Here is a 12,602-nt window from a genome sequence, read left to right on the forward strand (position 1 = left end):
GCCCGTTGCTGGCCGTTCGGCCAGGGCATGGCGTGCGCTCTGGGTCAATCCGCGCGACAATGATGGATCGGGCATATCCGCCCTTTTTTCTGGAGAATGGAAATATGGTGAGCCGTTCCGTCTTCGAGATCGTCGTTCTCGCAGCGGTGGTCGCGCTCTACTTTCTCCCAGCGCTGATCGCCGACAGGCGCCAGCGTCACGACCTGCTGGTCATCGCCCTCTTCAATGCCGTGCTCGGCTGGACGCTGCTCGGCTGGCTGCTGGCGTTCTTCTGGGCGCTGCAACCGAATCCGCCGAAGGATCTCGGCGGCCAGACCAGGGTCCGCAACCGCCGGCTGGGCATGCAGCTCTTCTCGCGCCGGCTCGACGATCGGGTCCAGGCGCGCGAAACCCGCTCCGCGGAGAGCAAGCGCTCCCCGCATTGAGGCCGTCGCGGCTTATCCGTTTGGCCAACGTTGCAGGCCATGGCGCGCACGCGCGGCCCTCGCATGAAATAATCGCCGGGAATCAAGCTGCGGTGGCCGCGCCGTTTTGATCGCGCAGTATGAGGCGCATGCGTACAGGCCTGCGCCCACCGCCCAGGTCACCCTCACACCTAACAGCAACCCTCAACACGGAGCCTCGTCATGCCACACGCCGCCCCGCTGCTCGCCTTTGCCGCCGTTGCACTCGGCATGGCGCTCACGCCCGGACCCAACATGATCTATCTGATCTCGCGCTCGATCTGCCAGGGCCGCAAGGCGGGTCTGATTTCCCTGGGCGGGGTCGCGCTCGGCTTCCTGTTCTACATGCTGTGCGCCGCCTTCGGCATTACCGCGTTGCTCATGGCCGTGCCGTTCGCCTACGACGCGCTGCGCCTGGGCGGCGCGCTCTACCTGTTCTGGCTCGCATGGCAAGCGCTGAAGCCCGGCGGCCGCTCGCCGTTCCAGGTGCGCGAGCTGCCCGCCGACCGCCCGCGCAAGCTCTTTCTGATGGGGTTCGTCACGAACCTGCTGAATCCGAAAATCGCCATTCTCTATTTGTCGCTCTTGCCGCAGTTCATCGACCCGCATCACGGCAGCGTGCTCGCGCAGTCCGTCGTGCTCGGCAGCGTGCAGATCGCGCTATCGATCAGCGTGAATGCCGCCATTGCGATGACGGCGGGCACGATTGCAACGTTTCTCGGCGACCGGCCGGGCTGGCTCAAGCTTCAGCGCTGGCTCATGGGTACGGTGCTGGCAGGACTCGCCGTGCGTATCGCCGCCGAAGGCCAGCGCTAAAGCAAACGGCCGGGCGCATCTGGCCCGGCCGCTAATTCGTCCGTCTTCGTCCTTGTCTGGCACGCCTGCGACGCGTGCGCACGTGCGCAGGTCTGTCTGGCTCTACTTCAGAACCCGCCGATGGCCCTTCCGCCAGCCGGGCTGCGCATCTTGACGAATGCCGCGGGAATCGAGCGCGGTTCGATCTGCACCATGTCCTGAGCGAACATGTCCTGGCGCAGTTCGCCGTGTTCGTCGAACCACTGGCAGATCAGCCAGTGACCGCTGGCAAAGCCAACCGGGCCGGCATACATGACGGTCATGCGCGGACCACCCGATTTCAGGGTGACAACGGCGCCAATTCCGGCCATGGAAGCGAGCGGCTTTTCGGCTACGTCGATGGTCGTATCAAGCATGATGTTCCCCGTTAAAAAAGTCGCACAGAGAAAAACCCGGGCGGGTTAGCACCCCCGGCTCCCTACCGCCCATTTCGATAATGAGAATGGGGCGGTCATTAATAAGTTTGGCAAGACTAACAACTCGAATTAACGCGTGCAAGTGCTTTCCATTAAACCTGCTGAAAACCCTGTTATTCGACGCACGGCGAAAGCGCCGTTTAATCCCGTCCCGCACAATTTACGCGGAAAGCCGTACATGGCTGGCAAAAGCTACCGAGCAAGGTTTCTCCACGAAACAGTCATATTATTTCGAATCCGCCGCCAGAAAATACCGCAATGCAGCGGCAATAAACATGGCACACGGCGACTGCATTAACGATTTGATCCGGAAACCGCAAGCCCAGCCAGAGCGAGTGGAAACGTTTTCCGCACCAATAAACCGTCCGTTCGATTAATTCGCTCGCGCCGTACGTGAACTGTTCGTGTGCGGGCAAATCCTCATGTTTTACCGGATGGCCTCTAAATTTATGCGGTTGAAATACGGCTGTCACTTAATTGGAATTGCAGTGCGGTGCAAAAAAAACCCCATCCGGCAAAACCGGATGGGGCGGCGCGTGTGCAGGGCGCGATCAGGCCGCGCTTATTCGGCAAACGGCAAGGTCGTCTGGCCTTCGGCGCGCATGCCGAAGACGTTGAGCGTCATTGCGACGAACGCGTAGTAGCCAAGCAACCCGACCAGGTTGATCGTGGTTTCGTGGCCAAAGCGCTCGACGGCACGCGCGTAGGTCGCATCGGAAACACGCTTCGAGTCGTACAGCTCGGTCGTGAATGCGTAGATCAGCGCGTCGTCGGGCTCGTCAAACTGGGGCGTGGCGCCCGTGCGGATCTGCTCGGCCAGCGCCTCGGGCACGCCTGCCTTCAGCGCGATGGGATAGTGGATGTACCACTCGGCCTGCGCCTGCCAGCGCGCGGCCGTGACGAGGATCGCCAGTTCGGACAGGCGCAGCGACAGGCCCGTCTGGTAGCGGCAAAACGCGCCAAGGCGCTGCGCATGCTGCGCCAGTTCCGGGCTGTGGATCCAGCCGAGGAACGGGCCGTTGAGGTTGCCGCGCGGACCGGAAAGGATCTCGTCCAGCACCGCCTTCTGTTCAGGCGAAGCCTGGGCAGCGTCGAATGCGGGAAGCCGCGAGGTCGGATTTTGCGTCATCGATGGTCTCCATTGGAGGTCATGGCCGGTCGCGGCGACTGCTTGCGGTCGCCGCGATTTCGGCCGCCGCTAGCGGCGGACAGTTAGTTGCACTTCAATCTGTACGGCGAAGCTTACGCCGGGCGCGCCACGCCCGTTGCGTCGAGCGCGCCGTCGACTGCGGCGGCAAGCCGCTCGACGATCGTGTCGATGTTCTGCTCCGTGCAAATGAAAGGCGGCGCGAGCAGCACATGATCGCCGTTGCGCCCGTCCACGGTGCCGCCCATCGGATAGACCATCAGGCCGCGCGCGAACGCCTCGCGCTTGACCGTCGCGTGCAGCTTGAGCGCCGGGTCGAAGGTCGCCTTCGTGGCGCGGTCCTTCACCAGCTCGACGCCCACGAACAGACCGCGGCCGCGCACGTCGCCCACATACGGATGGTGCGCATACCGCTCGCGCAGACGCGCGCGCAGTTGTTCGCCGCGGGCGAGCACGTTGTCGAGCAGCTTCTCTTCAGCGATCACGCGCTGCACTTCGAGCGCAGCCGCGCAGGCCGTGGCGTGGCCGATATAAGTGTGGCCGTGCTGGAAGTAGCCGCTGCCGCCCACGATCGTCTCGTAGATGCGCTGGCTCACGAGCGTCGCGCCGATCGGCTGGTAGCCCGCGCCCAGGCCCTTCGCAATCGTCAGCAGGTCCGGCGCAACGCCGTCCTCCTCGCAGGCGAACAGATACCCGGTACGGCCCATGCCCGACATGATCTCGTCGAGGATCAGCAGCACGCCGTAGCGGTCGCACACCGCGCGAATCTTGCGGAAGTACTCGCGCACGGGCGGCACCGCGCCGGCCGTTGCGCCCACCACGGTCTCGGCGACGAAAGCCGCGACCGTCTGCGGGCCGAGTTCGAGGATTTTCTGCTCGAGTTCGTCGGCAAGGCGCTGCGCGTAGGCCTCGTCGGTTTCGCCCTCGCTGCGCTCGCGGTACGCGTAGCACGCGCTCACGTGATGCGATTCGATCAGGATCGGCAGGAACGGCTCGCGGCGCCACGCGTTGCCGCCGATCGCGAGCGCGCCGAGCGTGTTGCCGTGATAGCTCTGGCGGCGCGCGATGAAGTGGCGGCGCGTAAGTTCGCCCTTCTCCACGAAGTACTGGCGCGCGAGTTTGAGCGCGGCTTCGATCGCCTCCGAACCGCCCGACACGAAGTACACATGGTCGAGCCCCTTGGGCGCGGCGGCGATGAGGTGATCGGCCAGTTGCTCCGAGGCCTCGGTCGTGAAGAACGAGGTATGCGCGTACGGCAGTTGTTGCGCCTGACGCTTGATCGCCTCGATTACGCGCTGGTTGCTGTGGCCGAGGCATGAGACAGCGGCGCCGCCGCTTGCGTCGACGTAGCGCTTGCCGGTGGAATCGATGATTTCGATGCCTTCGCCTGCCACCGCGACGGGCAAGGTTTGCTTCGGCATCCGGTGAAACACCTTGGTCATATGTGTCCTCGATGAAGTCTGTGAATGATTAGCGGGTCGCGCCGGCCACATGGCGCGCGTTCGAATCGATAAAGCAGCCGAGCACGCGCTCGACGCCCTGCCAGACGTCGAACGCCACGCCGCGCGGCTCGACGCGCATGCAGGCGGTGGCGAGCGTGTTCTCGTCGTCGGGGTCGTGCGGGTCGTCGCGGAAGATCGGCAGGCCTGCGCCCGCGCGATCCTGCAGCACCTGCACGAAGGCCGCGCCGTCGGGCTGCGCGCCAAGCGCGGGCAACAGTTCGGCGAGACGGGTCTGGCGATCGCGCGACGAATCGGTGACGATCTGCGCCTCACGCTCGCAGCCCGTGTGGATGAGGTGATTCGCGTGGCCCGAGGGCGCGCTCACTTCGCGCGCCGAAGCGCGCTGCGCGGTCGCTTCGACGCTAACCACACGCACCTCGCCCGCCTCGTCGGTCCCGCCAATCGTGTGGTGGAAGCCGCTCGCGCGCGGCGTGTCGCGCAGCAGCGCGAGGGCTTCTCCCAGCGTCGCGCAATCGAGCACGGCGCGCGCGAGAATCATGCGCGGCACGCCCACGCGCGGCTCGCGGATGCGCACGTTGTTGATCGCTTGCGCAAGTCCCGCGCGCGTGGCCGCGAAGGTATGCCCCGGCAGCGAGCCCGGATAGTAGAAGCTCACGAAACCGGGCCTTCCTTCGGGTTCGACCTCGACCACGCTGCAGCGGCCATGCAGCCAGGGGGCGCCGTCTTCGTTGTGCGCAATGAGGCCTGCGCCAGGCGTGCGCACCGCGAGCGTCGTGCAGCCGTCCGGCGCGTTGTGGATCAGTTCGCCGCGGCAATTCCAGAGGAACAGGTCGTCCGCGGACCAGTTGAGCGCCTGCGCCATGGCGTCGATTTCCGCGACATAGGACGGGAAATGCTGCACGGCTGCGGCGCGCAACTGCTGCGCGAACGCACTGCCGCGCCAGCGGCTCACCGCCTGCCAGGCGCTGCTTTGCGCCATGTAGTCGGCAAAGATCGGCTTCACGTGTGTGCCTAGCTGCCGGCCGATCGCCTCGGGCGAGCCGGCTACACGGATAGTCATGAGTTCCTGCATCTGTTTTCTCGCTTCGCTACCGGTATGGGTCTACCTCTTCCTATAGTCCGCTTTATACGCCTCAACAACATCTGTTGTCAATTTTAATACCGACTACAACAAATGAGATGGGTACGGATGATGCAAAACCGGATTCCGTCTCACAACGGCATCCGGCTGCGGAAAAACAAGCGGGAAATGGCACGGAAATGCCGGGGCGGCGCTCAGGGCATGTAAGCGCCGCGTGCGTTCAGGGAACGCTCGGCCTGTTCGAGCTGCGCGATCGCGCCCGAGCCCTCGAGCGCCAGCAGATGGGCGACGAGCGACTCGGCCAAGGCCGTCGCGGCGACGAGCGAAGGGAAAAACGACGGACTTTCGTGCGTGAAGATCAGCGCCTTGTCGGCGTTCAGTGCGATGGGCGAGACGGCGCTGTCGGTAATCGCGATCAGGCGGCTGCCTTTGGCGAGCGCGGCCTCGGCCACGCGCACCGCCTCGACCGAATACGGTGCGAAGCTGACAACAATCGTTGCGCTGTCGCGCTCGATGCCGAGCAACTGCATCTCCAGCGTCCCCGCCTCACCGCCCAGCAAGGAAACCGAAGGCCGGAACAGCCGGTAGCCGTAGACGAGCCCGAACGCCACCGCATAACACGAGCGAAAGCCCGCCACGTGCACATGCTTCGCGCGGCGCAATACGCGCGCCGCCTCGACCATCGAACGTGTGTTGTGCGCGGCGCTCGCCTCCAGATTGTGCTGTTGCGCCACGAGCAGGTCGCGCGCAAGGCCGCCCTTCGCATTGCCCGCCACGAGCGAGCGAGCCCGCGAGGAAAGCGGCTCCGGCCGCGTGCGCACACGCGCGACGAACAGGTCCCGCAGCTCGTTCCAGCCTGGAAAACCCAGTTGCTGGGAAAGCCGCACGAGCGAAGCCGGTTGCACGCGGGCGCGCTCCGCCACTTTGCGCATGGACGAGACGGCCACTTCGTCGGGATGGTCGAGCAGGAAGGCAGCGCCGGTCTGGAACTGCGGGCTCAAGTCGGAGAAGCGCGCGCGGATCAACGCGGCGAGCTGGTCGAAACTGTCTGGCATGCGTCGCTCGGGCAGTGGGTGACAACAAATGTTACCACCGGTGTTGCCGGATGTTGCAAGTCGGGACAGATGATTCGTGATTGGCAAACGAAGGGTTTGCAGGCAACGCGCGTCCCACGCCAAGCGCGCTTTCGCCGCACTGTAAAAATTACCAGCACCCGCCCAGGTGACCTTCCAAACGCTGGACGCAAACGCCACCCCTAAGAACAGTCACTTAGCCATATTCGTTGCAAGTTTCGCAGGCGAATGTCGGCCTGCATCTGGATTGCGTTGCGCGAGCGCTGGCGCTTTGCATTGAAAGTGTTGCGCGCCAGTGGTTTCTCCCTGTACCTTGAGATCGCCTAAGCCGGTCACAAGGAACTAGCCCATGTTTAAGTCGAAACTACGCCGAGCGCTCGTTAAGGAGCGTCGAACCACGATGGATAGCCAGCGCTTCGATCGTGAAGCTTCCGCGCAGCGTCAGGCGGCTGGCCAGCCGCCGGAAGTCGAACCGAAATCGGATATACCACGCTTTGGTGAGCGCCCATCGCGCCACTGAGCGCTGACGCATTCGCGCGCTCGGATCGAACTCGGGCAGACTCGAAGTGGCGGGCGGCGACATCGGCTATTCGCCGATGACATTCGAAAGGTCGCTCGGGTTGACGTTGCGGGCTGCCGCCTCGCTGGCAAGCCATTCTCCATTAATCAGATTCCTGAACTGGCTCACGGCTTCATTTCCCCCAACGCAGCACGAGCGGATCGAGGCGCCGCGCCGTGTCGATGAGGCCGCGACGAACCTCGGGATGCAGCGCAGGCCACGGATGCCGCGGCGCCTCACACGCGATCACACCGCCCTCTTTCATCAGCGCCTTCGCCGTAAGGAAGCCGGCCTGCCGGTTCTCGTAGTTGATGAGCGGCAGCCAGCGCTGGTACTGCGCGAACGCGGCGTCTTGATCGCCTTTGCGATATGCCTCGATAACCGGGCGAATGCCGTCGGCGAAACCGCCACCCGTCATCGAGCCGGTGGCGCCCGCGTCAAGGTCCGGCAGCAGCGTGATACCTTCTTCACCGTCCCACGGCCCTTCGATCGCTTCGCCGCCAAGACGGATCAATTCCCGCAACCTCGACGCGGCACCAACGGTTTCGATCTTGAAGTACGCGACGTGCTCGATCTCCTTCGCCATACGTGCAAGGAACGGCGTGGAAAGCGGTGTGCCGGCCGCCGGGGCGTCCTGAATCATGATGGGAATGCCAACCGAGTCGGAAATCCGTTCGAAGAATGCTTGAATCTGCGCTTCGGGAAAGCGGAACGTCGCGCCGTGGTACGGCGGCATCACCATGAGCAACGACGCGCCCATTGCCTGCGCGCGGCGACTGCGTTCGATACACACCATCGTGCTTGTGTGCGTGGTGGTGACAACTACCGGCACCCGGCCGGTGACGTGCTCGAGCACCGTACGCGTGAGCACCTCGCGCTCTTCGTCCGAGATCAGAAACTGCTCGGAGAAGTTCGCGAGAATGCACAGCCCGTCCACACCCGAGTCGATCATGAAGTCGACGCAACGCTTCTGGCTTGCGAGATCGAGCGTGCCGTCCTCGTGGAACGTGGTCGGGACGACCGGGAAAATGCCGCGATAGCGGGGGTTCGAAAAGCCTGGCATACCCACCCTTACTCGATGATCTCGAACTGGTCGAGGAATTCAGTCTTGAGCGTGAGGCCGAGGCCCGGCACGTCGTCGCGCAGTTGCAGGAAGCCGTTGTCGGCAACGGGCTCGCCGTCGAAGATGTAATAGAACAGCTCGTTGCCAACCTCGACGTCGAACATGGGGAAGTATTCGCTCATCGGCGAAGCGACCGAGCTCATCGTTAGGTGGTAGTTGTGCATCTGGCCCGCGTGCGGCACCACGGGAACCGAATACGACTCGCACAGCGCATTGATCTTGTGCGCAGCAGTGATGCCGCCCACGCGATTCGTGTCGTACTGGACGACACTCACTGCACGCTGTTCGAGCAGTTGCTTGAAGCCGTAGAGCGTAAATTCGTGCTCGCCGCCCGAAATGGGAATGCTCGACGCCGCATTCAGTTCTGCATAGCCGTTGATATCGTCGGCGATGACCGGCTCTTCGAGCCAGCGCGGTTCGAACTTCTCGAGCTTCGGCAACATGCGCTTCGCGTACTCGAGATTCCAGCCCATGTAGCATTCGAGCATCAGGTCGTTGTCGTAGCCGATCACCTCGCGGATCGCCTCGACCGACTTGAGGTTTTCCTTCACACCGTGTTGCAGGTGAGCCGGCCCGTAGCCGAAGCGTATCTTGAAGGCGGCAAAGCCCTGATCGAGATACTTCTGCGCCTCGTTCTGCATTTCCTTGAGGTCGGTGCGATAGAGCTTGCTGTAGTAGCAGGGAATCTTTTCCTTGGTGCGTCCGCCCAGCAGCTTGAAGACAGGCTTACCCACCGACTTGCCGAGAATGTCCCAGATGGCGAGATCGACCGCCGAGATGGCGGCCATGCCCACGCCCTTGCGGCCCCATGCGTGGGTGCTGCGATACATGCGCTGCCACAGGTACTCGTAGTCCCACGGATCCTGGCCGATCACGAGCGGCGCAAGGTACTGATCGATGATCGCCTTGGCGATGGCCGGGGCGAGCGCCACGTTGCCGAGACCGACGATGCCGTCATCGGTTTCGATTTCGACCACGGTCCACGAATGAAAGCGGAACGTGCTCATGGTCTCCTGCGGCGCATATAGCAGGTCCATGGCGTTGGAGCAAAAGTTGCCTCGCGGCGGCACGGTCTTGCCCTTCCATTGAAAGAGGCGGGCACGTACTGATTTGATCTTCATAAGCGTTCTCAGGAGTACTTAGGTTGAGAAATGGGATCGTCGTCGTCATTGACAGCTACGGCGACTGTTACGTGATGCGCCGCCGGTGCCTGGCGGCTAGTTGCGCCGCGCCGCATCCATGCGGCATGCAATCTGCAGGGCCTGCCAGGTGGCCTCGTCGTCGGCGCGCACCTGCCAGGGCGCGCCCTTCTTTCAGGTGGTCGCCGATCGCACCTGCGGCTGCGCCGTGTGCGACGCGCGACGCATCAACATCAGCATCACGGCGCCCGCGAAGGCGACGCACGCGAGGCTCAACATGCCAGCGCGCGGGTCGGCGAACGCCTGCTCGGTCCAGGTCTTGAGGTTCGGTGCGACGAAGCCGCCGACATTGCCGAGGGAGTTGATGAGCGCGATGCCGCCCGCCGCGGCCACGCCGCCCAGGTAGTTGGTAGGCAAAGTCCAGTACAGCGGCTGCACGGAAACGAAACCGCTCGCTGCGAAACAGAAGGCGACGATGACGGGCACGAGGCTCGACGAGAGCGCCGAAGCCGCAATACCGCAACCGGCGCAGACCAGCATGAGCGCGGCCAGCCTGCGGTGCGTGCCAGTGCGGTCGGCAAGACGCGTGACCCACCAGGTCACGCCGAGTGCGCAAAGCCAGGGAATGGTGGTGAGCAGCCCCACGGCGAGGTCAACCTTGCCGCCAGAGAGTTCGGCAATACGCGTGGGCAGATAGAACACGACGCCGTACACGCTCATCTGCACGGTGAAATATACGAGGCAAAACGCGGCGAGCCGAGGGCTGCGGAACATGTCGCGCAGCGTCGCCGGGCCGTGGCTTAGCTTGGCCGCGTCCTCCTGCGACAACGCGTCGGTTAGTGCACGGCGCTCGTCGTCCGCAAGCCAGTCTGCCTTGTCGGGACCGTCGTTCAGATAGAAGAACGCGATCACGCCCACGATCGAAGCCAGCAACCCTTCCACCACGAACATCCACTGCCACGGCTTCAGACCGAACGGCGCCTGCAACTGAAGCAAAAAGCCGGACAGCGGGCCTCCCAGCACCAGCGCAAGCGGCAAGCCGAAGTAGAAGACCCCCATGGCCTGCGACCGAACGTGCTTCGGAAACCAGTAAGTGAGGTAAAGGATCACGCCGGGGAAGAAGCCGGCCTCGGCGGCGCCGAGCAGCACGCGCAGCGCGTAGAAGGTGGTAGCGTCGTGCGCGAAGGCCATGCCCGCCGAAACGATGCCCCACGTCACCATGATGCGGGACATCCACAGTCGCGCGCCGAAGCGGTGCAGCGCCAGATTGCTCGGCACCTCGAAGATCGCGTAGCTGATGAAAAAGATGCCGGCTCCAAACGCGAATGCGGCGTTTGACAACCCCGTATCGGTCTGCAGTGTCGCCTTGGCGAAGCCCACGTTGGCGCGATCAATAAAGGCAATCACGTACATCAGCACGAGGAACGGCAGCAAGCGCAAAAGGCACTTGCGGATGGCGGCATTGCACGCAGGGCTGGCGACGGGGCTCAAAAGCATGTGGACTGTCTCCGGATACGCGTCGCGGCGCGGGCTCGTGCCCGGTGGCGACGTCTACGTTTTGGCTCGAAACAGGCGCAGGGGCCTGCTTGGGGGAAAATATATGAGGGGGAGGCGATAAAATCCATTGACGTTTTTCTATGTCGTGATAAAAATTATTGATATACCCTGCCGCGGGACGCCATCCGGCTGTCCGGCCGTGTCTCTTTCCTCTGCGTCAGCCCCGTGAGCCTCAACCCTTCCACGATTCCGCCAGTCACGAGCCTCCAGAGCCGCCTGAAGATGCAGCACCTGCGTCTGCTGCTCGCGATCGAGGAGCGTGGTTCGTTGCGTCAGGCGGCGGACGCGCTCTCGCTCACGCAGCCGGCAGTGACAAAAATGCTGCAGGACATGGAAGCGCTGCTGGGCGTCACGCTGTTCGACCGGCATCTACGCGGCCTGCGGCCCACGCGCTTCGGCACGGCCGTCACGCGCTACGCCACGCTGGTTTTCTCGGACATGGCGAATCTTCGCGACGAGCTGGCGTCGCTCGAAACGGGCAAGGTAGGCAAGGTGCGCGTGGGCGCGGTCATGGCGCCCACGCCGGTGCTGATGGCGGAGGTGATCCGGCGGCTCAAGCGCGATCATCCGCGGCTGAACATGACGGTCCAGGTCGACACCAGCGACATGCTCGTGCCGCTACTCGAGCGGGATCAACTGGATCTGGTGCTGGGTCGCGTGCCCGAGGGTTGGGATTCCAGCCATCTGGCTTTCGAGCAACTGGGCGACGAGCGGCTTGCCGTGGTCGTGGGATGCGATCACCCGCTGATCGACCAGAGCGCCCCGAGCTTTGCCGAACTGGCGACTTATCCCTGGATCCTGCAGCCCCGGCCGAGCCCGATGCGGGCGTTGATCGACCGCTCCTTCGCGGACGCAGGCGTTACGCCGCCGCAGAGCACGATCGAGACGGCGGCAATTTTGATGACGACGTCACTGCTGCCCGGGAGCGACCTGATCGCCGTCGTGCCGATGGCAGTGGCGGATTTTCATGCCCGCATGGGCTTGCTGCATATCCTTCCAGTGCCGCTACCGCGCAAGCTCGGCCCCTACGGCATCGTCACTCGCGTGGGAAGGCCGCCGAGCGCGTCGACGTCGTTGCTGATCGATGTATTGCGCGCCGTGGTGGCAGAGGGTGTGCAGTAGCAGTCGATAGTCACCCGGCTGACATGGCAAAAACGAGCTTTACGTAGCGTGCCGACTGTCCAGATGCTCGCCGATTGATTTCAGCCTGCCCCGGTCCACTTTGCCTAACGAATTGCGCGGCAACTTGTCATCGCTCGCAACCCGGGTGGACAGGTCGAGCAATACTTCCTCGACCTGCGTCGCGGCTTCGGTCAGTTCAACAAAACCGATTACGCGCTGACCGAGGACGGCATCCGGCACACCGACTATCGCTGCCTCGCGCACGCCGCGATGGACAAGCAGCGCGTCCTCAACTTCGACTGGCGAGATATTCGACTCGCCACGGACGATCAGGTTTTTCTTTCTGGCGACGTACCAGAAATCGCCGGCCTCGTCCTGTCTCAGCACATCGCCCGTGGCCCACCAGCCATCCTTGCGTGCGTCGTCGATGTGTCCGGGCCCATGCCAGTAGCCGACGAACATGTTCGGACCGCGCAGCAACAGCTCGCCCGCTTCGCCGCGTTTGACGGTGTTGCCTTCTGGGTCGACGAGGCGGACCCGGTTCATATCGACCGCACGGCACCGTATTATGTTGAAGCTAGTCGAGTCTTTTTCTGGCATTCCATAGATGCTTCAGCGTTTCAC

The 12,602-nt window shown here is 63.5% G+C and carries 13 protein-coding genes; 3 read left to right on the top strand and 10 right to left on the bottom strand.

The window, feature by feature from the left end; all coding sequences use genetic code 11:
• The first annotated feature begins 104 nt into the window (after nt 1-104).
• Both M3A49_RS00115 and M3A49_RS00120 read left to right on the top strand, forming a co-directional pair.
• On the top strand, nt 105-425 hold the full coding sequence (locus tag M3A49_RS00115; RefSeq protein WP_254357923.1) for a superinfection immunity protein: 321 nt from the start codon (nt 105-107) through the stop codon (nt 423-425).
• A gap of 201 nt (nt 426-626) precedes the next feature.
• The gene (locus tag M3A49_RS00120) at nt 627-1,259 is read left to right on the top strand and encodes a LysE family translocator (protein ID WP_266227004.1); all 633 of its coding nucleotides are present in this window, start codon (nt 627-629) and stop codon (nt 1,257-1,259) included.
• A gap of 107 nt (nt 1,260-1,366) precedes the next feature.
• Here M3A49_RS00120 and M3A49_RS00125 read toward each other — a convergent pair whose 3' ends face one another.
• From M3A49_RS00125 to M3A49_RS00165, 9 genes are all read right to left on the bottom strand, one after another.
• On the bottom strand, nt 1,367-1,654 hold the full coding sequence (locus M3A49_RS00125) for a YodC family protein (protein ID WP_266227005.1): 288 nt from the start codon (nt 1,652-1,654) through the stop codon (nt 1,367-1,369).
• Nucleotides 1,655-2,276: 622 nt separating this feature from the next.
• On the bottom strand, nt 2,277-2,843 hold the full coding sequence (locus M3A49_RS00130; RefSeq protein ID WP_266227006.1) for a carboxymuconolactone decarboxylase family protein: 567 nt from the start codon (nt 2,841-2,843) through the stop codon (nt 2,277-2,279).
• 113 nt (nt 2,844-2,956) lie between these two features.
• On the bottom strand, nt 2,957-4,303 hold the full coding sequence (locus tag M3A49_RS00135; protein ID WP_266227007.1) for an aspartate aminotransferase family protein: 1,347 nt from the start codon (nt 4,301-4,303) through the stop codon (nt 2,957-2,959).
• Between the two features lie 28 nt (nt 4,304-4,331).
• A complete protein-coding gene (locus M3A49_RS00140) occupies nt 4,332-5,396 on the bottom strand; it encodes a C45 family autoproteolytic acyltransferase/hydolase (protein ID WP_266227008.1) in 1,065 nt (354 codons plus the stop codon).
• A gap of 203 nt (nt 5,397-5,599) precedes the next feature.
• Nucleotides 5,600-6,460, bottom strand: a complete 861-nt coding sequence (locus M3A49_RS00145) for a MurR/RpiR family transcriptional regulator (protein ID WP_266227009.1) — start codon at nt 6,458-6,460, stop codon at nt 5,600-5,602.
• Between the two features lie 382 nt (nt 6,461-6,842).
• Nucleotides 6,843-7,061, bottom strand: a complete 219-nt coding sequence (locus tag M3A49_RS00150) for a hypothetical protein (RefSeq protein WP_254344091.1) — start codon at nt 7,059-7,061, stop codon at nt 6,843-6,845.
• A 109-nt stretch (nt 7,062-7,170) separates the two neighbouring features.
• Nucleotides 7,171-8,100 (bottom strand): dihydrodipicolinate synthase family protein, encoded by a 930-nt coding sequence (locus M3A49_RS00155; protein ID WP_266227010.1) that lies wholly within the window; start codon nt 8,098-8,100, stop codon nt 7,171-7,173.
• An 8-nt stretch (nt 8,101-8,108) separates the two neighbouring features.
• A complete protein-coding gene (locus tag M3A49_RS00160; RefSeq protein WP_254355292.1) occupies nt 8,109-9,281 on the bottom strand; it encodes an L-rhamnonate dehydratase in 1,173 nt (390 codons plus the stop codon).
• Nucleotides 9,282-9,473: 192 nt separating this feature from the next.
• A complete protein-coding gene (locus M3A49_RS00165; RefSeq protein WP_266227011.1) occupies nt 9,474-10,796 on the bottom strand; it encodes an MFS transporter in 1,323 nt (440 codons plus the stop codon).
• 282 nt (nt 10,797-11,078) lie between these two features.
• Between M3A49_RS00165 and M3A49_RS00170 the strand changes: the two genes are divergently transcribed.
• Entirely contained in the window at nt 11,079-11,978 is a 900-nt protein-coding gene (locus tag M3A49_RS00170; protein ID WP_254344105.1) for a LysR family transcriptional regulator, read from the top strand.
• A 39-nt stretch (nt 11,979-12,017) separates the two neighbouring features.
• Here the strand turns inward: M3A49_RS00170 and M3A49_RS00175 are convergent, their stop codons facing one another.
• Nucleotides 12,018-12,578, bottom strand: coding sequence for a class I adenylate-forming enzyme family protein (locus M3A49_RS00175; RefSeq protein ID WP_266227012.1), 561 nt, complete (start codon nt 12,576-12,578; stop codon nt 12,018-12,020).
• Nucleotides 12,579-12,602 lie beyond the last annotated feature (24 nt).

Source organism: Paraburkholderia sp. CNPSo 3076 (assembly GCF_026343935.1).
Lineage (GTDB): Bacteria > Pseudomonadota > Gammaproteobacteria > Burkholderiales > Burkholderiaceae > Paraburkholderia > Paraburkholderia nodosa.